Source organism: Stenomitos rutilans (assembly GCF_059505485.1).
Map to the genome: position 1 here is coordinate 1 of NZ_JCACKR010000144.1, position 23090 is coordinate 23090.

Genomic DNA, 23090 nt, shown 5'->3' on the forward strand with positions numbered 1-23090 from the left:
ACTGCTAAGCCGCAATCACTATGATTTCCGGTTTTATTGAATCCATAATCCTTAGGGTACATACCCGACTAATGAACGTCACCGCCGCAAGCGGACGGTGTATCACTTCGCTACGCCTCACACGCTTTGCGGCTCGACTCCGCTCAACAGCGCCCATTCGGACTGCTGTACTACATGCGCCCCAAGGGGCGGGGAATCTACCCGTAGCGATTGAAACGGGCGATCGAGTGAGAAACGAAGACCCGTAATCCGAGTTTTTTGCTGTGCGGCGATGATCTAGAAAACGCAGAGCAGTGGTTAGCGCAAGGAGCCAGTAAGGAACCACGACCGACGGCGCTTCAGGGCGAATATATCAGCACCAGCCGCAAGACAGAAACCGCACGGCAGAAAGCCGATCGTCAGAAGCAACGCCTATTTACTGCTGGTATAGGTGCCTTTGCGCTGCTGGCAGTGGGAGCCGCTAGTTTTGCCTTTCAAAAGCAGCAGGAGGCAATCGCGCAGAAAAAAGAGGCGATCGCGCAGAAAAAAGAAGCAGAGCAGGAGCGACAGTTTGTACAGCAGCAGCAGATTGCTGTTAATAAGAGTCAGGAAGCCGAGCAGCAGCGCAATCAGGTGAGAGCAGAACGCGAAAGACGCAGAAGGCGTTAGATGAAACTCAAAAAGCGTTAAACCAAGCCAAGGAAGCGAAGGCAGCAGAAGCCGCACAGACGCTACGAGCAGTGGCAGCGCAAAAACTAGCCGAACAGCAACGGGCAACGGCGCAAACGCAAACCACGATCGCAAAGCAACAGCGGCAGACAGCCATTACTGCTAAAGCCATTGCCGAGAAGGCGCAAATTAATGCAGACGTTAACTTTCAAAGTGTCGCTGCCCAAAACTTGCTGACATCAAATTTGGAGCTTGAGTCACTCGTTGCGGCGATTAAAACCGGACAGCACGTCAAACAGCTTGAGCAATCCAAGAGCAAGATTCTACAGCCTGATACTCGGATGCGAGCGATCGCCGCGCTCCGTCAGGTGGTTTATGGAGTGCAAGAGCGCGATCGGTTGGAAGGGCACAACGGCATTGTTGGTAGCGTGAGTTTCAGCCCCGATGGTCAGACGCTTGCCACTGCCAGTGATGATGGCACTGTGATTCTCTGGAACCTGAATCTGGATGACCTACTGGCAAAGGGCTGTGCCTGGATATACGATTATCTCCAGAACAATCCCAACGTGAGCAAGGAAGATAAACATCTCTGTGATGGCGTTCGTCCGCCTGCGGCTCAATCGGTGCAGCAGCAGTCGATGGAGATGTGGTGGTGGTGGAGGTTGTGGGAGAGTGGGTGGAGGGTGGTGGGTGGGGGAAGCTTGTCGGGCGAGCATTGTTCATCCTACTCAATTCGCCCCTGTTAAAATTTGGGTAGACCATATCTGGTTTTAGACTCATGCAAGCGATCGAAGCCACCGGAACGATCGATGCCTAGGGACAAATCGCGTTAGATCAACCGCTACAGGTTGCTCATCTCGGTCGGGTCAGAATCATTGTGCTACTGGCCGAAGCATTCAATCAAATACCTGAGCAGACTCAGCCGAATGCAATGGGTAGCCAACTTGTGCGAGAAATCAACCGTCTGACACGCGCCCAATTTGAGAACGAATTGCAGACATTTCAGCCCAGGTGCCGCCCGAAGAGTGGGCAAAACCGCCTAAAGATTTGTCGAAGAACGTGGATCACTATCTGTACGGCTCACCAAAAGAGGATGAATAAAAGCTATCTTTGCGGATGTGGGTTACGGATCGCCTCCATTATTACTGCAACTTTATATCCAGTGTTTTCTCTGTAAAATGATCAGGCTTTTTCTGCCGTCATCCTGAAAATCAGAGAAACCCCTGAAGTCTTGAGGTGAAAGACCCAGCTATATAGGGTCTAGTTTCATCTATACATCAGGACGATCATGATTAAGAAAATTGCTGCACTAGTTGCGACCTCAGTTGCAGTGCTAACTGTATCCAGTGCAGCACTCGCTGACTACCAGATGGCTAGTGGCGGTGCAGGTAATGGCACTGGCAGAGACTACAACTACGAAATCTGGTCGAACGACCAGAACACCGCATACACGCTAAAAGTTTGGCTCAGAAACAACTACCCTGGCGGTTCGTATTGGACTCATCGTTTCCGCTCCAGCAAGGAAGCCTACGACTATTTCGACTGCAATTACGCTCAGAAGTCGTTGCCAAGCTGCCCCAAATAGGCTCAAATAACCTGACCAAAACCTCGGAGGTTGCAGCTAATCGTTTGGTCACATGCCTGATTAGTGGTTAAAACTGCTGAGGTCTGCGTCGTTGCCTAAAAGAAATCCCTCGATCGAGTTCTCGACCGAGGGAAAGCGTCAGGTATGTTTTACAAACGAAACAGATTAAACCTGTTTCACCAGGTTGGTGTCTGTCACGTCACCCAAATAGCTGCCTGCGGGTAGCGTAGGAAAGCGCTTGTACGGCACCACGTCTTCGCCAAAGTAGCGAGAGTATTCAGCACTACCGACGATCGCATTCACAGCAGCGGAAAGTCCGCCCTCTACCAGCAGTTGAGTGTATTGCTGACGCTCCATCTGGGTTTCGGGTGTACGACCGAGCAATTGACGGAACAGAAATTCAACCACCTTTGGGCTAGGATAGGGCGTGCAGAAGCGACCATGATAGGCTTCAGAACTTGCCAGTGATCGCACAAAGGCACGCACTGAAATTTCGCCTTTGTGAAGACTGCTCTCTAAATCCGGGCGACGGAATGCTTCAGGCACTTGATCACCAGAGACATCCATCACCTGAGCGTAGATAGCATTAATCACTAGCGCTTTTTCAGCCTGAGTCATGCCAGCATTGAAGCGATAAATACGAGCAGATTTACAACGAGTTGTATCAGTGCCACTCTCAAGCGCTTGACCTGCAACCATCCCGATCGAACGACCCGACTCAACGAATTGGCGATCGAGTTGCTGTCCGGTGTTGTTTGCTAGGGCCTGACCCGTCAGAGGCATTTTGGCAGCATCCATCCGTGGCTTCACCGTGTCAAAGCTCGGCACGACTACGTCCTGATCCTGCTTTGTCAACTTGTTGTACAGCGTCTGCGTATTGGGGAAATTCGCAGCAGGCAGCGTCAGGAAGCGGTTGTATGGCACCGTGTCTTCACCGAATGCTTGAGCATATTCAGCGCCATTGATCAGAGCACCAATAAATGCTTTGAGGCCTTTCGTCGCCAACAACTGGTTGTACTTGCGAATTTCTGCCTGATCCAACGGCGCGCGACCCAGGAAGTGCTTCGTTCCCAGTTCAATCACTTTCGTGTTGGGATAAGGCGTGTAGAACTCCTTGATGTACAGGCTGGAGCAACCCAAGCCTTCAATAAACTCTTTGAGGTTGATTTCACCATTGCTCAGTTTGCTTTCTAACGCCGAAAATTCGTTTTCGACAATGTAGGGAGCAACATCGCGCTCAAACACCTGACGGTAGGCAGCTCCAATCAAGGTTTTGAGTGCCATCCTGTCTCTGAGTCCGGTGAGCTTAAAGACCTTAGTTTGCTCACGTTTCTTGCTGACCCCTTGATTGCTGCGGAACTCAATGTCGGGTTCGGTACGATTTTCTGTTACTGTACCCAGTTCGACAAAGCGTGGCGTTTCTTCTTGCTCAACACGAAGCCCTTTCTCACCCAGGCTTCCCAGGCGAACATTCCGCTGTGACACGCCTGCTGGAGTCAGGTAGCGTTCGTAGGGAACCGTATCTTCGTTGAAGGCTTCGCCGTATTCCTGACCGTCAATGAGGGCATCAATGAGGGCATAGAATCCCTTCTTGGCGCAGATATCAAAGTACTGGTTGATTTCCTGGCGGCCATAGGTGGGGCGACCCAAAAGACGACGATGGATGTATTCGATCGCCTTCACCACATACAGCGGTGTCCAATAGAGCGATCGGAACAAGTTGGACTTGGCTAGCCGACGCACAAACTCGCGCACGGAGATTTCACCATTCTCCAGCTTGATCTCGTCAACTTTCAAGCGCTGACCATCATAGACATCGCGCCCAAAGACTTGCAGGTAGGCTGCCTTGATGACTGCCTGGGTAGAGCCTTCGGAAAACTTAATGCTGATGCCCTGTGTGCTTGTGGTTGCCTTACGGCGACCCGTTGTACTGCCCGTGAAGCTAGGCAATTGGTCGAGCTTGAACACTTTGGGACCGAGTGAACCAGGAGCCATACCACGCGCGGCTGGGTTGCTGAGCTGGTTGTTGATACCTGCGCCCTGGTTAATCAAAATTCGACGAGTATCTTTGCCAAAGGGAGCAGGGCTGGCACTGGGGTTGCGGGTCTCTTTCGGGAAGATAGCACCAAATTGAATTTCCAGCGGGTCGTTGCCAGAACCGTAAACGTGCTGATCAGGCAGTGGGCGATCGTAGCTGACAAACGTCGTGAGAAACTGGGGAATTTTACGGAAGGGTGCGCTGTAGTTAAACAGATCTTGCTGCGGTCCCCAGTTGCGGCATTCTTGTGCTTCTTGACCTAAACCGCGCAGGTAGGGCACGGTTTCTTCACCGAAGTAGTCACCGTACTCTTGAGAATCAACCAGCGCATCGACTAGAGCCGGTAAGCCACCTTTCGAGACGATCGCAAAATACTTTTGCACTTCTTCGCGCGAACTGGGACCACGACCCAGAATATGGCGGAAGGCCAGTTCTAGCGCGCGGCTGTTAATGTATGGCTCGTAGAAGTTCTTGCGATACAGTGGCGACTTCGCAAGGCGACGAATAAACTCCTTCATGGAGATTTCACCGTTCTTGACCTTGGAGGATAGATCCGAAATAGCAAGAGAGTAGGCACGAGTGATATCGCGCTCAAAGACTTGCCGATAGGCCGCTTTGACCACATCATTTTTCTCAGACGCAGACAATCCTGGCTTCATCGCAAACTTAGGGCGACGCTCTGCGGCATTGAAGTAGATCTGGGGCAGTTCCAAGCCTTGCAGATCGCTAGAAGGGCGCTGACGGAGCTTGGTTGATGGGGTGGGCGCTTTGAACTCAGTGATCAAGACATCAAAATACTCTGCCACAATGACGGCAGCCGCTTCATCCCGACGGAAGTAACCAAGAGCCGCAAGCTTCATTTCTTGCAACGCCACGATTGTGGCATCCCCAGAGCAGGCCCGCTCAATGATTTCCCGCAGACCGCGTGTGTTGACTGCAATGATATTGGGGTCACCTGCCACGATCGCGTAGGTGAGGTAGCGCAGAAACCAGCTCAAATCCCGCAGGGACTTCGCCATGTTACTGGGGCCGTAGCGCGCTACGTTGATGGGTCGAAAGCTTGCTGGCGTAGATCCACCGCTGGCACTAAACAGCGATCGGATGCCATCGAAAAAGCCGCCGCCCGAACTCACGTAAGTTGCGGTGCCTAACTTCATTGACTCGTTGGTGCTCATCGTGCCGCCACCCACGGCGACTAACGCTGGCTCTTCCTGAGGCTTTTCTAAAAACGCCATCGGAGACCCACCCACGAAAATGCGGTTAGCCGCCCGCGAGACGATGATTTCAGAATTTTGAGTCAGCGTTTCGGAAATTTCAAGGCGCTTGGCACCGGAACTGAAATAACGAGCCAACTCGTCTAGTTCACCGCGTCCCAGGAAACGATCCTGCTGTTCAGCCTGGGAGATCGTTGCGACGGGGACCGTTTGGTAAAGTTGCGGACGGGCAACCGAGCTTCCACCACTTGCTTTAACACTCATTGATTTCAAAAGCTCCCTTTAACGGATCGTGACTGTGTTAAATCTGGAGTGGCACCTGGCAACCATCCCAAAGCCCTTGCTTTCTAAGGAAAAAGCATGAAGACTCAAATTTAATGACGGCACAGGGTCTACCAGTTCAATGATTTAGGTTAGAACGATGCGAACCTCAAGACTCGTTAGATTAAAAGTATGTAGGCTGCGATCGCTCACTGTATCGTCCGATCATAGGGGATTGCGGTCACGCTCCTGAGAAGGCACAAACGTTTTGTTACAAATCTTCGTTATGTGCGGAATAGGCAGGTTTTGCAAGCCTCAAGTGCAAAGTGCAGCAACGGTAGATGCTCGGTGATGGGATAATAGGCAATGAATATTGGCTACCCATGTTACAGCTTTGCCGCCAGGATTTGAGCAGCCGTCAAGTTAAAGTCTGGAAACGTGGGGGATTGTATGAGGTCATTGCCTCGATATTCAATGGAGTCATAAAACTGATGCTCCAGGATGCAGAGGGTCACTTTTGCTTCTAAAGGATCGATAATCCAGTATTCGGGGATTTCCAACAAGCCATATTCAGAACGTTTGGAGCGGTAGTCATCCTTTTTGGTCGAGGGGCTAACCACTTCAACGACCAGAATGGGGGGTGGCTCATTTAAATTGATAACGGCCTCACGTTCGCTCATCGCCTCCCATTGAGCAGTCGCCAAAACGGTGACATCGGGAATGCGAGCGGTGTCCCAGTTGCGTCCACGCGGAGAACGCACACCAACAAGAGCAGGAAGAGATACCCAGGTTGCCCCGATCGCGCCACTGCCTCCTCAAACTGTTGAACCACAAAGCGAATGATCGCGCCATGTTTGCCAGTGCCTAAACTCGTGGGCGTGAGCGTTCCATCGACCAGTTCATACTGGGTATCGGTGCCGTCGTCGTAAGCAAGATAGTCTTCAAAGGTCAATTTTGGGGTGGCGATCGTCATAGAACTGACTCTTCAGATCAAGCGCTGTCAAACTATCCTAATGCTTCAACTGCCCGTAACCGCTTTTCAATGCCTATTAAATACAGTACGTTTGAATTGTTTTTAGAGTAAAGTCTATGAGCACTGATTTTGCCTGGCATTTTTTTCGAGTGCTACCAAGTGAAGAACCAAAGATACACTCAGCCTTCGAGAGCTCCGTCAAGCAATCTCAAATTGATGAGAAGGCACAAGCTTTTTTTCAAAGCAAAGAGGCAGAATCTAAATCTGATCAGCAAGATAGCTTCTATGAGGATTACGAATTCCTCTTCGATCTTTTTTACCCAGATGCTTTTATAGAGCTTTACGGCGATATTGCCACTGGCAAACTTCCACTTGGTAAACAGCAGTCAGAACAAGCGCCATTAGAGTTTGTACTCACAAACCGAGTGGGTGCATCAGTCATGTTCTTCTACAGCTTGGGATGGCAATTTATTAGCAAGCTGCCAGGCTACTTTGGCAATATGTTTATCTCCCCTGAAGCAGTTGCGAAGACTTTAGTAGAAGTGGAGAACGTTTTTAGAGAAGTCGATGTTGAAGAATTTACGAGAGACGCTGAAACGTTAGGAGCTTGGGGTAATGCCAATGAAGATGTTGCTAGAAGCCTTGCTTCTCTGCTACCCAATTCTCTCCGTACTGTTTTAGCAGAAGGCAATGGACTTTTAGCGTTGAACTATCCAGACGTTGGCTCAATACCATACCCTGGATGCGAAGATGATGAGTACGAGGGTGAGGGTTGAAATGTAGTAGAGTTTCATGCGATCGATGGCTTAACCAATGACTGACAGCGAACTCAGGCAACTGATTGAAAGCAATGCAAGAGCAATTCAGGCGCTGCTAGATGCTAGAGCAGAGGAACGAATGGAGTTTCAGGCGTTCCAAGAAAGAATTACGCGGCTCGATGACGTAGTGGAGCGTCTAACAAATTTACAAGTTGGCATTTCGCGGATGCTGGCTTCGTTGGATGAAGATCGTCCGACCGTTCTCCGCAAGCTGAACGCCATTGAAGGTAAAGTCGATCGCCTTTTGGAACAGAGCGATCGAGCCGATAACCTATAGCGTTTGCATGACACGCAAACCTGGAAAATCAACCGACGAAACCTTTGCTACGCCGCCATAGCAGATCGGGCGCAACATCAAACGGTAGATGCTCTGCTGACCAAGACTGCGATCGCGCTGATGCAGGTGCAACCATTCTGGTAGCAGCGTTTAATTTTGTTAACCCCAGCTTAATGTTAGGTCATTAAGTATTATTACTCCCTGCGTGATATGATGGTAGCGGTCTCAGCGACGCAGACAAGCGCTTGGAACTCATCCATTACAGGGCTTCGTTCATGAAGTTTCGCGATCGTTGAGTTCTTTTGTGATGTGTATGCGATTAAAAGATGAGGCTAAGATCGTAAGCTGAACACCTTCAGCGACACCCGCAAGTCAACCCGTTACCTATGCAAACACCCGAAACGGTAACAGCTTCATCACCTAGCGAAACGTCTGCGGAGCCAAATGCTTCGATGCAGGAGTTTTATCAGCTTCAGAAAGAGTTGCTGATTACAACGCTCGTGCTGACCGGGATTATTTTTATCACCGTGGCGCTGTTCTACCCAATCAACATTGCTCTGAATTATTTACTTGGAGCGTGCACAGGTGTGGTTTACTTGAAAGTGTTGGCTAGGAATGTTGAGCAGCTCGGCACGAGTAAGAAGCAGGTCGGCAAATCCCAACTGGCGATATTTATTGGGTTGATTATAGTCGCAACTCAGTGGAATCAGCTACAGGTGTTGCCCATCTTTCTAGGTTTTTTGACTTACAAAGCAACGCTTCTTGTTTATATGCTGCGGATCTTGCTGGTACCAGGCTCTCGTTAGTGCTTTGAACCAACAGGCTTTGAACCTACGGTAGTCGGTCGATTCCGAAACTTTTCATCCCTCTATCATTTATTTGGGAAAACCGCTCAAAGTCTAATGCTAAGTTTTCTCCCAACTCCTAACGTTTTTCCGCTTGCCAGCCTTGAGGTGGGGCACCACCTTTACTGGCAGATTGGCAATCTCAAAATTCATGGTCAGGTCTTTCTGGTTTCATGGATTGTGATTGGGATTTTGCTGCTTGCATCGCTCGCGGCAACGCGTAACATTCAGCGCATTCCCCAGGGGATTCAAAACCTGATGGAATACGCGTTAGAGTTTGTGCGTGACCTGGCGAAAAGTCAGCTTGGCGAAAAGGAATATCGCCCCTGGGTGCCGTTTATTGGCACGCTCTTTTTATTCATTTTTGTCTCCAATTGGTCGGGTGCGCTGGTGCCCTGGAAGCTGATCAAGCTACCAGAAGGTGAACTAGCGGCTCCGACAAATGACATTAATACCACTGTGGCACTGGCGTTGCTGGTTTCCCTGGCCTACTTCTACGCTGGTTTCAGCCGGAAGGGTTTGGGCTACTTCGCTAAATACGTGCAACCGACGCCGATTCTGCTGCCGATCGCGATTTTGGAAGACTTTACCAAGCCGCTTTCGCTCAGCTTCCGTCTGTTTGGCAATATCCTGGCGGATGAGTTGGTGGTTGCCGTGCTCGTGCTGCTTGTGCCTTTGTTTGTGCCCCTGCCCGTCATGCTGCTGGGTCTCTTTACCAGTGCCATTCAGGCATTAGTCTTTGCGACGCTGGCTGGTGCTTACATTCATGAAGCACTGGAGGGGCATGGAGACGAACATGAGGAACACGCGTAGCCTCAGTTGCTTTGAGCTTTTAGTCTGATGGTTTTCAGGTTGAAGCGGGTGCGTCAGCGTGCCTGAGCGTCAACCTCTAGCCAGTAAGCTAAAAATCCTAACCTGTTTGTTCAGTTCACAATTTAAGGAAAGAATCATGGATCCATTAGTTGCTTCTGCGTCTGTTTTGGCTGCTGCGTTGGCAATTGGCTTGGCGGCGATCGGCCCTGGTATTGGTCAGGGTAATGCGTCTGGCTCAGCAGTCGAAGGGATTGCGCGTCAACCCGAAGCAGAAGGCAAAATTCGCGGTACGCTCCTGTTGACCCTCGCCTTCATGGAATCTTTGACCATCTACGGTCTGGTGATTGCGCTGGTGCTTTTGTTTGCGAACCCGTTTGCGTAGGCTGCTTTAGCTCCAGGCAGCGAAACGCCGTTTGATGTGATGGGTAATTGGCAAGCGATACAGGCTTGAAGCCAGTCATTCATTGCCAATTGCCAGTCTCAGTTATGGAATAATCTCCCCTCTCACCCCAAGACAATGTTTGACTTTGATGCCACTCTGCCGCTGATGGCAGTTCAGTTCCTTCTCCTGGTTGCGCTGCTCAATGTCGTTTTTTACAAGCCATTGACCAAAGCGATCGAAGACCGCAGCGATTACATTCGCACGAATGAAACGGAAGCGCGCGAACGACTGGCGAAAGCTGAGCATTTAGCAGCGCAGTACGAGCAAGAGTTAGCAGCGTCTCGCAAGCAATATCAGCAGACGATCGCCACCGCTCAGCAGGAGGCGCAAACCCTCGCCGACCAGCAGATTGCTGCCGCTCAGCAGGAAGCGCAGCAGCAGCGTGAGCAAGTACAGCGCGAGCTTGACCAGCAAAAGCAAGCGGCGATGCAGTCGTTAGAACAGCAAGTGGAATCGCTGAGCCACCAGATTTTAGACAAACTTTTAGTTCGCTCTTAGCGCTTGGCGGTTAGTTTTTAGCTAGCTTGGGATGAAGCTGTCAAAAGACTAACTACCAGGAACTTCAACCGTTTTGGATGCAGCAATATGGAAATGCTCTTAACAATGGCGCTCAGTGCCAATGTCCTTGCCGCAGAAGCGGCGGAGGTAGCCGAAGCGGGTGGGTTTGGACTTAATTTCGATATTCTCGAAACAAACCTGATCAATCTAGCAATTGTCATTGGGGTGCTTGTTTATTTTGGTCGTGGGTTTCTAAGCAAAACGCTGGGCGATCGCCGAGCGGCGATCGAAACCGCCATCAAAGATGCTGAGCAACGCAAGAAGCAAGCCGTGAGCGCTTTGGCAGAACAACAGCAAAAGCTGGCGCAAGCGCAAGGGGAAGCCGACACCATTCGCGCCTCGGCTCTCAAAGCGGCCGAAGCCGCGAAAGCTGAAATTGCCGCCAAAGCTGAACAGGATATTCAACGGATGCGCGAAACTGCCAGTCAGGATCTCAGTACTGAGCAGGCGCGAGTGATGAATGAACTGCGGCAACGGGTTGCGGCGTTAGCGATCCAGCGCGTGGAAGCAGAATTGCCATCCCGCTTGAATGATTCAGTCCAGCAAGCCTTGATTGATCGCAGTATTGCCCAATTAGTAGCCGGAGGCGACCAATGAGCGACAGCGTCATTACCAGTGAAATTGCCTCCCCCTATGCCCAAGCGTTGATGTCTTTGGCGAAATCTGAAGACTTGAGCGATCGCTTTGGTGAGGATGCCAGTGCGATTCTCACCCTGCTGAAAGAATCGCCTGATCTTGAGCAGTTTCTGTCAAGCCCTGTGATCGATTTAGAGACTAAGAAAGCGGTTTTGCAGCAAGTGTTGGGTGATCAGGTGCATCCCTACGTGCGCAACTTCTTATTGTTGATTGTGGATCAGCGCCGGATTGCTTTCTTAGGCGGCATTCTCAAGCAGTATCAAGCGTTGCTGCGAGAATTAAATCAGACGGCTCTCGCTGAGGTAATTTCGGCGATTCCGCTGAACGATGAGCAGCAACAAACGGTTCGCGATCGTGTGATTGCCCTGACAGGCGCGCATCAGGTTGAGCTAGAAACGACGATCGACCCATCTCTCATGGGTGGTGTCATTATCAAAGTTGGTTCCCAGATTATTGATGCCAGTCTGCGTGGTCAACTACGCCGCATCTCACTGCGCCTCAGCAGCGCGGCCTAAAGCCGGAAGTCACAAGCAACTGGTCATCAATCCGACACTCAAAACTTCTGAACTCAAAACTCTTCTCCCCCCTCCCTCATTACACAGAGAGCAATTCACATGGTAAGTATCAGACCAGACGAAATTAGCAGCATTATTCGCCAGCAGATTGAGCAGTACGACCAGAAAGTCAACGTTTCTAACGTGGGTACTGTGCTGCAAGTGGGCGATGGTATTGCCCGCATTTATGGGCTAGACAAAGCGATGGCAGGCGAACTCGTAGAGTTTGAAGACGGCTCTGTGGGAATGGCGCTGAACCTGGAAGAAGATAACGTTGGTGTGGTGTTGATGAGCGACGGTCGCACCATTCAAGAAGGCAGTTCGGTGACATCGACAGGTCGGATTGCTGAAATTCCGGTGGGTGAAGCGCTTGTTGGACGGGTTGTGGATGCGCTGGCACGCCCGATCGATGGTAAGGGCGACATTCAAACGTCTGAGTCCCGCCTGATTGAATCGCCTGCTCCGGGTATTATTTCGCGGAAGTCGGTGTATGAACCACTGCAAACGGGCATTACCGCGATCGACTCCATGATTCCCATCGGTCGTGGTCAGCGTGAACTGATCATTGGTGACCGTCAGACTGGGAAGACCTCCGTGGCGATCGACACTATCTTGAACCAGAAAGGTGAGGACGTGATTTGCGTCTATGTCGCGGTGGGTCAAAAAGCTTCAACCGTTGCCAACATTGTGAATGTGCTGCGTGAACGCGGGGCGCTTGAATACACGATCGTGGTGGCAGCAAACGCGAATGACCCTGCAACGCTGCAATACTTTGCGCCTTACACAGGTGCAACCCTGGCTGAGTACTTTATGTACAAGGGCAAGCACACCCTGGTGATTTACGATGACCTGTCTAAGCAGGCGCAAGCCTATCGTCAAATGTCGCTACTGCTGCGTCGTCCGCCCGGACGTGAAGCCTATCCTGGTGACGTATTTTACGCTCACTCTCGCTTGCTTGAACGTGCGGCAAAGCTCAGCCCTGAACTGGGTGAAGGCAGCATGACTGCACTGCCCATCATCGAAACCCAAGCGGGTGACGTGTCTGCGTACATTCCCACCAACGTGATTTCAATTACGGATGGTCAAATTTTCTTGTCCTCTGACTTGTTCAACTCTGGTCTGCGCCCCGCCGTGAACGCTGGTATTTCTGTATCGCGGGTGGGTTCAGCGGCACAAACCAAAGCCATGAAAAAAGTGGCAGGTAAGGTGAAGCTAGAACTGGCTCAATACGATGACCTGCAAGCGTTCGCTCAGTTTGCGTCTGACCTGGACAAAGCGACCCAGAACCAATTGGCTCGTGGTCAACGCTTGCGCGAAATCTTGAAACAGCCTCAATACTCACCGCTATCGGTTGCAGAACAGGTTGCCTCAATCTACTCAGGCATCAACGGCTACCTGGACGACATTCCAGCAGATAAGGTAGTTGCGTTCCTGAAGGGCTTGCGTGAGTATTTGAAGACCAGCGTACCGAAGTACGGTGAAATCGTTCGGGCTGAGAAGCAGCTTAACGAAGAGGCAGAAGGTCTTTTGAAAGGCGCGATCGCCGAATATAAGAAAACCTTTGCAGCCGCTTGATACAGTTAAGAGTTTTGAGTGATGAGTTTTGAGTTGTTAAGGTTGCCTTTAAACTCTGAACCCATCACTCAAATGGCGAAGCTAACCTGAGTTTTGTAAGTGTCGTGGCTCTAGTGGCACGTTCAAACTCAAAACTCAAAACTCAAAACTCAAAACTTTCCTTTCTATGGCTAACCTTAAAACCATTCGCGATCGCATTAACTCGGTCAAAAACACCAAAAAAATCACTGAGGCCATGCGCTTAGTCGCTGCTGCTAAAGTGCGGCGCGCTCAAGAGCAGGTGATTGCCACTCGCCCCTTTGCCGATCGTCTTGCACAAGTGCTGTATGGTCTGCAAACTCGCTTGCGGTTTGAGGAAGCGAACCTACCGTTGCTCAGCCGTCGCACGGTGAAGACGGTGGGATTGCTGGTCATTACGGGCGATCGTGGATTGTGCGGTGCCTACAATTCCAACGTGATTCGGCGGGCAGAGATCCGTGCCAAAGAGCTGAAAGCCGAAGGCATCAACTATCGGTATGTGCTAGTTGGCCGTAAAGCCACCCAGTATTTCCAGCGTCGTGAGCAGCCGATCGATAAGACGTTTGTGAACCTGGAACAAATCCCAACTGCTTCCGAAGCGTCGGAAGTTGCTGATCAGCTTTTGGCACTGTTCCTGTCTGAAACCGTTGATAAGGTTGAATTGGTCTACACGCGCTTTGTCTCGCTCATCAGCTCTCGACCTGTGATTCAAACGCTTTTACCTCTTGACCCTCAAGGGCTTGAAGTGCCAGACGATGAAATCTTTCGCCTGACGACCCGTGGTGGTCAGTTCCAGGTACAGCGTGAGAAATTGGGGGCTGCTGCACCTCAAACCTTCCCCCAAGACATGATCTTTGAGCAGGATCCGGTGCAAATTTTGGATGCTTTGCTGCCACTGTACTTAAACAACCAACTGCTACGGGCACTGCAAGAATCTGCTGCTAGCGAACTTGCGGCGCGAATGACTGCGATGAGCAACGCCAGTGACAACGCCAAGGATCTCATTAGTACGCTGACGCGAGGCTACAATAAAGCCCGCCAAGCTGCGATTACGCAAGAAATTCTGGAAGTGGTGGGTGGTGCTGAAGCGCTGAAATAGAGCCAGGAAACCATGCAAAAGGCAAATTTGACCTTAGGAGGATGTCTTAAAAGGTATGAATGCCTACCCGAACCGCCCCCCTGCCCCCCAAATTTGAGGGGTTCTGAGGTGGAAGTCCCCCAGAATTGGGGGATTGAGGGGGCGAAGGCAGCGTCTCTGACACTTCTCAGACATCCTCTAAGGTCGGCTAGCTCATCACCTCATCCTTTGAATTTGCCTCCGTTTCTTAATCGCTATGTCTAAAACTTACACGGTTGAAATTCAGCATCAAGGCAATCTTCACACCTTTCAGGTGCCTGATGATCAGACCATTCTAGAAGCGGCTCAGGCGTCTGGTCTGGAGCTGCCTAATTCTTGCAACGCGGGTATTTGTACAACCTGTGCGGCTCAGGTAATCGACGGGACGGTTGATCAGCCCGATGCAATGGGGGTTAGCCCTGAGTTGAGAGCGCAGGGATATACGCTGCTCTGTGTGGCATACTCACGCTCTGACCTCAAGATTGAGACTGAGAAGGAAGACACGGTTTATCATCTTCAGTTTGGGCAGTTTCAACAGCAGAAATAAGCATTAAAACTAGTCGCAAATGGTAGAGATGTTGACTGCTAAACGCTAAAACTCCACTCGCTTTGACTGAAAAGGCAACCTGGTCTTTGAGCTTATTCTATGCAATCTGATGTTTCAACCACAAGACTCTTTACTTTCGGTCATAGTGAGATTAGCATCGGGCGTTTTTCCTATGGATGGGAAAACGTTTCCATCATGCAGTTTGGAGAAGGAGCATCATTAATCGTTGGTAGTTTTTGCTCGATCGCGTCTGGGGTTACTATATTTTTAGGCGGTAATCACCGTACTGATTGGATCACAACCTTCCCGTTCGGTCATATCTTTGTTGAGCAGTTAGGAGGGACAGATATCAAGGGGCATCCTGCCACTAAAGGAGACGTTGTTATCGGTAACGATGTGTGGCTGGGTCATAATTCGACCGTTATGTCTGGCATATCGATCGGTGATGGAGCAGTAATCGCAGCTAACTCTCATGTCGTTAAGGATGTCAGCGCTTACTCTATTGTTGGAGGCAATCCGGCGAAAGAGATTAAGGTTAGATTTGACCCAGAAATATGTCGTCTGCTGCTTGAATTGCGTTGGTGGGATTTACCTTTAGAAATAATCAAATCAATTACCTTAGAATTATCTCAAAGACCTGATATTGATTTGCTGCAAAGCTTGTTGAAGCGATTCCGGCATTAGCCTTGCAAATTAAAACCTTCTGCATCTGATAAAGCTCAATGCTAATGCTAAAGGTATGGAGTTGAAAGGTCAGTTTCCATTGGTTAGTTTTACACTTTCGTGACTTTAAACATGCCCCCTCATTGGCAGAAGCTGCCACCAACAGTGATCACCCAATTTGTTACTGCCGAAGTTGATTTACGGTCATCGCCTGCCGAAATGCAGCAAGCGATCGAAGCTGAACTTCGATTGTGGGGAGAGCCTTTGCGTTGGGCTATAACCGCCATCAAGCAGAAAGAGCAAGCGGCAATGGTTGAGGCGATCGTTACAACAAAGGCTAAAGGCTAAAGGTTTCATCCTTCTGCCCTCCACCCTCTCCTGTTTAATGCTCAGCGGTCAGCCGTCTGCTATCAGCGGTCAGCTTTTTAGCCTACTGCTCCGCCGAAGCAAGCTATAGCCTTCATCCCTCATCCTTCCTCTATGACCCGCCCTTTCACAGTTGTCTTGATTGTGCCAACGGGTATTGGAGCCACAATTGGTGGTTATGCTGGCGATGCGCTGCCCGTTGCGCGAGCGATCGCACAGGTCGCTGACTGCCTCATTACGCACCCGAATGTGCTGAACGGGGCACAGCTTTATTGGAACTTACCAAACGCGCTGTACGTAGAAGGCTACGGACTGGATCAGTTTGCCGCAGGCCATTGGGGCTTGCGTCCAGTCCACCAAAATCGGGTGGGGCTGATTCTCGATCGAGGCATTGAGGCAGATTTGCGGCTGCGTCACCTTCAAGCTGCTGATGCCGCGAGAGCAACCCTGGGGTTGGATCTCACCGAATATATCCTTACCGATGCACCCCTTAATGTGAGCCTGCAAACAGCCTCATCTAGTGCAACCTGGGGCACCATTCAAAATCCTGCTAGTTTATTGCGTGCGGCTGAGATCTTAATCCAAAAAGCAGGTGCCACCGCGATCGCCGTCGTCGCTCGCTTTCCTGATGATACTGAGAGTGAAGCGCTGCAACGCTATCGTCAGGGACAGGGTGTCGATCAGATCGCAGGGGCAGAAGCTGTTATCAGTCATCTCATTGTGCGCACCTTCCGGCTACCGTGTGCCCATGCGCCCGCCCTGTTACCCCTGCCACTCGATTCTGACGTGGCACCCCGATCAGCGGCGGAAGAATTGGGCCATACCTTTTTACCCTGCGTGCTGGTCGGTCTCAGTCGCGCGCCGCAGTTTGTGCTGCGATCGCAGGCTGGGTTTGCGCTTCAACCAGGAGACCTGTGGGCCGATCACGTTGATGCGGTTGTCGTGCCTGCTACGGCTTGTGGCGGCAGCGCTGTGATGAGCTTCAGTCAGTCGGCGACGGCTTCAAGCGCGACTGCCACTCGTATCATCACTGTTCAGGAAAATCAGACCACGATGCAAGTGCCACCCCATGCTCTGGGAATCGCGGCAACCCAGGTCAGTTCCTATTTAGAAGCTTTAGGGCTTCTGGTCACGCAACGGGCGGGGCTTAATGCGGCTGCCCTGAAACCGTTGATGCGATCGCTTGGTTCCCTGGAACCGTGATCTCAATTGTGGTGAGATGTGCAGAGTGGGGCCTTCAATACCTTCAGTGAAGGAGAAGCCGCACTTTAAACCCAAGGCGTTAAACTAGTTGAGATCCGCTGCCAACGTGTTTAATATCTCTACCCAACGCTTTTGTCCTGTGGCAGAACAACGTCCCGACCCTCCAGAAGTTGAATCTCTTAGTCGTACTCAGGTGCTCATTGCGATGGGGGTTACAGCCGTTGTGCTGCTGCTCATTGCAAAACTGTGGGTGCAATTTGGCACAGTGGTGCTGTTGCCCGTGAAATGGTCGCCGATCGCCATCCTGCAAGGGTTCGGATTAGGCATTGTCATTACGCTTGCGAGCGCGGTAGTCTATCGCGTTTGGGACACGTACCGTCAAAGTGCTGATTATTACCTGGCGCTGGTTCTCAAACCATTGGTCTTGCCCGATCTCATCTGGCTGGGACTCTTACCAGGCTTAAGCGAAGAGCTGTTGTTTCGTGGGGTGATGCTGCCTGCCTTTGGTTTGACGCTTGAGGGTGTTATCATCTCTAGTCTCTGCTTTGGCGTCATGCATTTGAGCAGTCCCCGGCAGTGGTCTTATGTTGTATGGGCTGCTGCTGTTGGCGTACTGCTGGGCTACAGCGCGCTGCTGACGAGCAACCTACTCGTGCCAATTGTGGGGCATATCGTTACAAATTTAATTTCTAGTACGGTCTGGAAGTGGAGCGATCGCGAAAAACCTGCCTAGCAGACATGGGGAATGTACAAATCGCGGTTTGCGACCCCCGCTCGTACTTTAAAGTGCAGTCGATTAGGGTGAAAACGTTAGCCTTCGACCGATCGTGCTTGCTTAGGCTTGCTGCTCCGGTAGAATCATTACAAATGACATAGATAGTACTTTAGTCTAGTTGTGCCGACAGGTTATAGAACTTTTTTCGTACTTGTCAACTATCTTTGGTGGGTTTTAATGTGTCCAATATTACATAATTCACTCCAAAGCTTTAGTATGCTTACGTTTTGATTTGTGTAATTGCGTGGTGTGAGGTTTCGATGTCTAGCTTGAATAATCGATGGAAGTCTTTGTTACTTTCGCCCACTAGCCTCTGGATGTCTTTATTCATTGCAGGTACTGCAACGGGTCTGGTTGCAACCAGTGCAAAGGCATCGCAGAGTTCATTGAGCGCTTCCAAGCCTGTCACGCTCGTTGCGCCCCCAGTGCCGACAGCTTCCGTTTCTACTCAAGCGGTTGCGGCTGTGCCTGACACCCCTTTGCAGCTAGTAGCAAGTGCTGTTACCGCACCTGCATCGACCGATCCGCTAGCGGTTGGGACAGAGAGTCAGCCCCTTAATGTGGCAGATGCGGCAGTAGAGGAGCCGAATGGTTTGGATCAGGTGACATCTGTTTCACAGTTGACGGACGTTAAACCGACTGACTGGGCCTTTCAAGCGCTGCAATCCCTGGTTGAACGCTACGGCTGTATTGTGGGTTATCCTGACAAAACGTATAGAGGCAATCGAGCACTGACGCGCTACGAATTTGCGGCGGGTTTGAATGCCTGCATGGATCGCATCAATGAACTCATTGCTGCGGGTACCGCCGATTTGGTGAAAAAAGAAGACCTGCTGGCCGTGCAGAAGCTACAAGAAGAGTTTGCGGCTGAGTTGGCAACTCTGCGTGGACGGGTAGGCGCACTGGAAGCTCGTACCGCCACGCTAGAGAAGCAGCAGTTTTCAACCACAACCAAGTTGAATGGCTTGGTGTGGTTTAACCTCTCTACGGCAAATGCCTCCAGGGATGTCACCTATGAAGGCCCGAATAGTGGGCGTAATGATGCGGCGAATGGTCGTTTCTTTACCACTCGTACTAATGGTCAGCCAACACGGCAAGTTACTGGTGCGCCCCAAACAACCTTTGGTTTTAATACCTGGTTAACCCTCAATACGTCCTTTACAGGAAAGGACAGTTTAGTCACGCAACTGGCGGCTGGAAACTCGGTTTCTCCCGCGAACCAGTATGCTTCTGCGGGATTCTTCAACGCCTACGGGGTACCTTTTACAGACCAAACGAGCGGCACGGTTAACGGTCGTTCCGATGTGGTTATTCACGATTTGTTCTATAGCTTTCCGGTTGGCAACTCGATTAAAGTGACGGTTGGGCCACGAGTGAACTGGTACCGCACCTTTGACTTCAACCGCTTTACCTTCTTCTTAACGGGTGCGAGTAGCTTTGACTCGATCGGCAGCACGCAAACAAACGCGATCGATCGAGGGTCGGGTGCTGTTGTAGAGTGGAACATTAACAAGCAGTTCCGTTTTGCGGTTGCCTATCTCGGCGAAAACACGGAGTTTCTCCCTAGCCAGTTTGGTTTCAATACCTCCAGCAGCCCTGCCTTTGGGCTATTTGGGGGCACCAATACCTCAACGGCTGAGCTAACGTTCTCTCCCAGCAGCACGCTTAACTTCCGCTTCCTGTACAACTACAGCCGTATTCAAGCCTACGGTGGTCAGATTGGCGGTGCGATCGGTGAACCAATTCCGTATGGCTATCTGGATGCAGGCCCAGGCTTTTCTGAAAACGGCATTGGCGGCGGCTTGAAATACGCGTATGCCAATACGTTTACCTTTAACTTTGATTGGTTGATTACGCCTGGCTTTGGTATCTTCGGTCGCTATGGCTTTGGTAATACCAACCTGAAGCCGATCGACAAGGCGGTTGATGTGCAATCTTTCCAGGTTGGGATTGGTCTCCCCGATTTGGGTAAGAAAGGTGCGTTAGCAGTAGTCACCTTCTTGATGCCAATGGATATTATTCGCGGTGAGCGCTACTTTGCGGCTGGAGCGGGGGATGGCGGCACGATGTATGAGCTAGAAGCGTCTTACTTCTATCCGTTGAGCGACAACCTGGCGTTAGTGCCTGCGTTCTACGCCATCTTTAACGCCAATAACTTCGAGAGCAACCCCACGATTTTTGTGGGTAACTTGCGAGCGCAGTTCAGTTTTTAGCGGTTGGTTTTTAGTGGTTAGTTTCTTCTCTCTAATCACTAAAAACTAGCAACTAACGACTATTCAAAACGATCGGGCAGAAGTTGGGCTAATAGCTCATCCTCTTGTCCGATCGCAGTCTGAGCAAATCGTCTGGCTAGCGTTGGTACGATGGCTAAAGGGTTGCTGAAGCCTGAGAACAGGTGGACGCCTTCTATCGTTGGGAGACTGCCGATCATCGGTAGGCGATCGTGGCTAAAGGCGATCAGGCAACGATGCCAGGTACCGGGAAGGTCTGCCAAAGCAGGCAATGTCTCCCCAACGGCGGTTCGCATCGCGGCTTCACTCGCAGCTGCATCAATGTGGGCGTTCGGATCGGTCAGTACGCGGCTCATTTGTCCAATTCTGAGGCTGCCGTTTAAGAGTTGAATTGCGCCAGGGTCAAGAATGGGTGGCATTGGTTCATGTCCAGGCTGATCCCAGAGTGCATCCAGAGCAGCGGTGCTGGCTTCGGCTTCTAGCTGAAAGCGTTTTGTATTGGCTGGCATCACAAGCGATCGCAGCGTTACATCAACGGATGGGGTCTCGATCAACTCTGCATGGGTAAAGTAGAGCCTTACCGGAATGCCTGCCGCTTTGAGGAGCGATCGACTCAAAGCACCCGCGCATACGGCGACATTAGCGCTGTGGTAAGCACCACCACTGCCGTTGACTCCAGTCACGCGTCCTCCCTCGCCGTACAATAGCTCATTCACCTGATCGATTTGTACAGTGCCGCCCAACCGGATAAATGCTTCTGTGTAAGCGGTGGCGATGGCGGTCGTCGAGACGTGACCGTGTTTGACGGTTAGCGCCCCTGCAATCGCGTTTGGATTGAGCAACGGCTCTAGCGCACACGCTTCGGTAACGCTTAGCAGACGTGGTGGAATAGCAAAGTGAGCATAGGTTTGGGCGATCACGTCTGGGGCTTCATCCGAGGCGATCGTTAACACTAGGTCAAGCTCACGAAACTCGGTATCAGCGTCTAGTTCTTCGGGCAGGGTGCGTTGCAGGGCAATGCCTTCAGCACAGAGTTGGCGAGTGAGATCGGTGGTGCCCGACCAATACGCAATCCCGCCATAGCCAAAACGGGTCGCCCCTTGCAAAGACTCATGCCGCTCTAAGCGCAAAACTGAAAGTCCCTGTTTCGCAAGCTCGTAACTGAGTGCCGCTCCCGTAATGCCTGCCCCAACTACAATCCAATCGTAAGTTCGCATAACCTCTAGTTTAATCTATACGTGCAGTGGCAGTGCTGGCGGTGTAAAAGCTCTATAAGGGCCGTGTTTACCGAAGGCTGATGGCGGTTTACGTTTGTCGTCTGGTTTTATTCACCTTTACTGCTTTGATTGTACGGTTACAATTCTTTCGTGAGTGTGTTGTGTGATCACGCGGCGTAAATGTTTGAGGGAATCTGCCACTTGATTTAGTCACGATCGTCATGCTTCCAGAGATGCTAGCAACCTTGTCAAGCACGACATGCCTTTGTTAAAAGGCCAATGATTCAATCAATTGCCGCGCGTTCAGTGATTGCCTGTTGCCCACTGGTTTTTCTGTGCCTTTTCTTGCAAATTTGAGGAGTTGACTGTGAGTATGAAGCACCCCTTGTTGTTACAACGTCGCCAGATCATTCGCGGCTTACTTGCTGCTGGTGCCTTTGGTGCAACCTCTCGTCTTTGGGCTGGCTGTACCCCTGCCCCTACACCAGAAGCAAGCTCTGGAAGCCCTGCCGCCAACGGTTCAGCGAGTCCGGTTAAAGAAGTTGTGATGGGTTTTATTTATGTTGGCCCTAAAGATGACTACGGCTGGAACCAGGCCCACTTTGAAGGCAAAGAAGGGGTTGCCAAACTTCCCGGCGTCAAAGCGGTTGAACAGGCAAGCGTCCCCGAAACCAACGAAGTTCAGGAAGTCATGCTCAACATGATTAACCAGGACAAGGCTACGGTTGTGTTTCCCACGTCCTTTGGCTATTACGACCCCCACATCTTGAAAGTGGCACCTAGCAACCCAAACGTGCAGTTCTTTCATGCGGGTGGTCTTTATATCGAAGGCAAGCATCCCAAAAATGTGGGCAGCTATTTTGCCTATATTGACGAAGCGCAGTACGTTGCAGGCATCGTCGCGGCTCATATGGCAAAAAATGGCAAACTGGGCTTCATTGCGGCTAAACCGATTCCGCAGGTCGTTCGTAACGTCAATAGCTATACGTTGGGTGCCCGTACAGTAAATCCCAAAATTACAACGCAGGTTGTCTTTACTGGCGATTGGTCGTTACCTGTAAAAGAAGCAGAAGCCGCCAACAGCATGGCAGATCAGGGCATTGAGGTGATTACCTGCCACGTGGATAGCCCGAAAGTCATTATGGAAACCGCTGAGAAACGGGGGATTTACTGCACGGGGTATCATACAAATCAGTCCAAATTGGCTCCAAAGGGCTATCTAACCGGAGCTGAATGGGATTGGTCGAAGATTTATGGCGAATACGCCAAGCTGATCCAAGAAGGTAAATCTGTCACCGATGGTGGTATTTCTCACTTGGTGCGTGGGGGCTATAAAGACGGTTACGTCAAAATCTCGGATTACGGCCCTGCGGTGACGGATGCGGCTAAAAAAGATGCGGATGCAGCGAAGGCAAAACTAGAGACAGATTCCTTGATCATCTACAAGGGGCCACTCAAGGACAATACGGGTAAGGTCGTCATTCCTGCTGGCAAAGAGTTTAAGCAGAAGGACACTGAGCTAGAAAAGATGGACTGGTTGGTGGAAGGTGTGATTGGGAGCGTGAAGAGTTAAGAGAAGGCAGAAGGTAAAAGTTGGAGCCAGTGGAAAAACCATCAGTTTTAGCTGGCTCCTTGCTTTCTACACATGCAATTCATCTAAGCTAGAACTTACGCATTGACAGAAGTGGCAATGTCTGAAGTCAGACAACAGCCGAT

The 23090-nt window shown here is 50.9% G+C and carries 26 protein-coding genes; 22 read left to right on the forward strand and 4 right to left on the reverse strand.

Features of this window, described 5'->3' with window-relative positions:
- Window positions 1-71: 71 nt before the first annotated feature.
- The 4 genes from AC5JLP_RS30090 (at window position 72) to AC5JLP_RS30105 (ending at window position 2233) form a co-directional block, all read left to right on the forward strand.
- Window positions 72-248, forward strand: a complete 177-nt coding sequence (locus AC5JLP_RS30090; RefSeq protein WP_496071540.1) for a hypothetical protein — start codon at window positions 72-74, stop codon at window positions 246-248.
- 10 nt (window positions 249-258) lie between these two features.
- Window positions 259-648 carry a hypothetical protein gene (locus AC5JLP_RS30095; protein ID WP_496071541.1) on the forward strand — a complete coding sequence of 130 codons (390 nt, stop codon included), beginning with the start codon at window positions 259-261 and terminating at the stop codon, window positions 646-648.
- 71 nt (window positions 649-719) lie between these two features.
- Window positions 720-1394 (forward strand): WD40 repeat domain-containing protein, encoded by a 675-nt coding sequence (locus AC5JLP_RS30100; RefSeq protein WP_496071542.1) that lies wholly within the window; start codon window positions 720-722, stop codon window positions 1392-1394.
- 542 nt (window positions 1395-1936) lie between these two features.
- Window positions 1937-2233, forward strand: coding sequence for a hypothetical protein (locus AC5JLP_RS30105; protein ID WP_496071543.1), 297 nt, complete (start codon window positions 1937-1939; stop codon window positions 2231-2233).
- Between the two features lie 165 nt (window positions 2234-2398).
- Here AC5JLP_RS30105 and AC5JLP_RS30110 read toward each other — a convergent pair whose 3' ends face one another.
- The 3 genes from AC5JLP_RS30110 to AC5JLP_RS30120 all read right to left on the reverse strand — a co-directional run bounded on the left by AC5JLP_RS30110 (window position 2399) and on the right by AC5JLP_RS30120 (window position 6719).
- Window positions 2399-5749: a phycobilisome rod-core linker polypeptide gene (locus AC5JLP_RS30110; protein WP_496071544.1), complete on the reverse strand. Its 3351-nt coding sequence runs from the start codon at window positions 5747-5749 to the stop codon at window positions 2399-2401.
- A gap of 383 nt (window positions 5750-6132) precedes the next feature.
- The gene (locus AC5JLP_RS30115; protein ID WP_496071545.1) at window positions 6133-6507 is read right to left on the reverse strand and encodes a Uma2 family endonuclease; all 375 of its coding nucleotides are present in this window, start codon (window positions 6505-6507) and stop codon (window positions 6133-6135) included.
- Window positions 6423-6719 carry a Uma2 family endonuclease gene (locus AC5JLP_RS30120; protein ID WP_496071546.1) on the reverse strand — a complete coding sequence of 99 codons (297 nt, stop codon included), beginning with the start codon at window positions 6717-6719 and terminating at the stop codon, window positions 6423-6425. Before AC5JLP_RS30120 ends, AC5JLP_RS30115 begins: the two co-directional genes overlap by 85 nt.
- A gap of 116 nt (window positions 6720-6835) precedes the next feature.
- Here AC5JLP_RS30120 and AC5JLP_RS30125 point away from each other — a divergent pair, with 116 nt between their 5' ends.
- From AC5JLP_RS30125 to AC5JLP_RS30205, 17 genes are all read left to right on the forward strand, one after another.
- Window positions 6836-7495, forward strand: a complete 660-nt coding sequence (locus AC5JLP_RS30125) for a hypothetical protein (RefSeq protein ID WP_496071547.1) — start codon at window positions 6836-6838, stop codon at window positions 7493-7495.
- Window positions 7496-7532: 37 nt separating this feature from the next.
- The gene (locus AC5JLP_RS30130; protein ID WP_496071548.1) at window positions 7533-7814 is read left to right on the forward strand and encodes a hypothetical protein; all 282 of its coding nucleotides are present in this window, start codon (window positions 7533-7535) and stop codon (window positions 7812-7814) included.
- A gap of 3 nt (window positions 7815-7817) precedes the next feature.
- Window positions 7818-7958, forward strand: coding sequence for a hypothetical protein (locus AC5JLP_RS30135; RefSeq protein ID WP_496071549.1), 141 nt, complete (start codon window positions 7818-7820; stop codon window positions 7956-7958).
- 242 nt (window positions 7959-8200) lie between these two features.
- Window positions 8201-8620, forward strand: a complete 420-nt coding sequence (locus tag AC5JLP_RS30140) for an ATP synthase subunit I (protein ID WP_496071550.1) — start codon at window positions 8201-8203, stop codon at window positions 8618-8620.
- Window positions 8621-8716: 96 nt separating this feature from the next.
- Entirely contained in the window at window positions 8717-9472 is a 756-nt protein-coding gene (gene atpB, locus AC5JLP_RS30145; RefSeq protein ID WP_496071551.1) for a F0F1 ATP synthase subunit A, read from the forward strand.
- Between the two features lie 136 nt (window positions 9473-9608).
- Complete coding sequence (gene atpE / locus AC5JLP_RS30150; RefSeq protein WP_496071552.1) at window positions 9609-9854, forward strand: ATP synthase F0 subunit C; 246 nt, start codon at window positions 9609-9611, stop codon at window positions 9852-9854.
- Window positions 9855-9989: 135 nt separating this feature from the next.
- The gene (locus AC5JLP_RS30155) at window positions 9990-10412 is read left to right on the forward strand and encodes a F0F1 ATP synthase subunit B' (protein WP_496071553.1); all 423 of its coding nucleotides are present in this window, start codon (window positions 9990-9992) and stop codon (window positions 10410-10412) included.
- Between the two features lie 87 nt (window positions 10413-10499).
- Window positions 10500-11069: a F0F1 ATP synthase subunit B gene (locus AC5JLP_RS30160; RefSeq protein ID WP_496071554.1), complete on the forward strand. Its 570-nt coding sequence runs from the start codon at window positions 10500-10502 to the stop codon at window positions 11067-11069.
- Window positions 11066-11623 (forward strand): ATP synthase F1 subunit delta, encoded by a 558-nt coding sequence (gene atpH, locus AC5JLP_RS30165; protein WP_496071555.1) that lies wholly within the window; start codon window positions 11066-11068, stop codon window positions 11621-11623. The genes AC5JLP_RS30160 and atpH overlap by 4 nt, the downstream gene beginning before the upstream one ends.
- 99 nt (window positions 11624-11722) lie before the next feature.
- Window positions 11723-13237, forward strand: a complete 1515-nt coding sequence (atpA, locus tag AC5JLP_RS30170; RefSeq protein ID WP_496071556.1) for a F0F1 ATP synthase subunit alpha — start codon at window positions 11723-11725, stop codon at window positions 13235-13237.
- A 166-nt stretch (window positions 13238-13403) separates the two neighbouring features.
- Window positions 13404-14354, forward strand: coding sequence for a F0F1 ATP synthase subunit gamma (locus AC5JLP_RS30175; protein WP_496071557.1), 951 nt, complete (start codon window positions 13404-13406; stop codon window positions 14352-14354).
- Window positions 14355-14589: 235 nt separating this feature from the next.
- Complete coding sequence (locus AC5JLP_RS30180; protein ID WP_496071558.1) at window positions 14590-14919, forward strand: 2Fe-2S iron-sulfur cluster-binding protein; 330 nt, start codon at window positions 14590-14592, stop codon at window positions 14917-14919.
- Between the two features lie 99 nt (window positions 14920-15018).
- Window positions 15019-15603: a CatB-related O-acetyltransferase gene (locus AC5JLP_RS30185; RefSeq protein WP_496071559.1), complete on the forward strand. Its 585-nt coding sequence runs from the start codon at window positions 15019-15021 to the stop codon at window positions 15601-15603.
- A 111-nt stretch (window positions 15604-15714) separates the two neighbouring features.
- Entirely contained in the window at window positions 15715-15930 is a 216-nt protein-coding gene (locus AC5JLP_RS30190; RefSeq protein WP_496071560.1) for a DUF8621 family protein, read from the forward strand.
- A gap of 132 nt (window positions 15931-16062) precedes the next feature.
- Window positions 16063-17151, forward strand: a complete 1089-nt coding sequence (locus AC5JLP_RS30195) for a DUF3326 domain-containing protein (RefSeq protein WP_496071561.1) — start codon at window positions 16063-16065, stop codon at window positions 17149-17151.
- Between the two features lie 106 nt (window positions 17152-17257).
- Entirely contained in the window at window positions 17258-17884 is a 627-nt protein-coding gene (locus tag AC5JLP_RS30200; protein WP_496071562.1) for a CPBP family intramembrane glutamic endopeptidase, read from the forward strand.
- A 302-nt stretch (window positions 17885-18186) separates the two neighbouring features.
- Window positions 18187-20139: an iron uptake porin gene (locus AC5JLP_RS30205; RefSeq protein WP_496071563.1), complete on the forward strand. Its 1953-nt coding sequence runs from the start codon at window positions 18187-18189 to the stop codon at window positions 20137-20139.
- Between the two features lie 59 nt (window positions 20140-20198).
- On the opposite strand, the gene AC5JLP_RS30210 is transcribed toward AC5JLP_RS30205, so the two are convergent.
- Window positions 20199-21374 (reverse strand): NAD(P)/FAD-dependent oxidoreductase, encoded by a 1176-nt coding sequence (locus tag AC5JLP_RS30210; RefSeq protein WP_496071564.1) that lies wholly within the window; start codon window positions 21372-21374, stop codon window positions 20199-20201.
- 373 nt (window positions 21375-21747) lie between these two features.
- On the opposite strand from AC5JLP_RS30210, the gene AC5JLP_RS30215 reads away from it, so the two are divergent.
- Window positions 21748-22947, forward strand: a complete 1200-nt coding sequence (locus AC5JLP_RS30215; protein ID WP_496071565.1) for a BMP family ABC transporter substrate-binding protein — start codon at window positions 21748-21750, stop codon at window positions 22945-22947.
- Window positions 22948-23090: the final 143 nt, after the last annotated feature.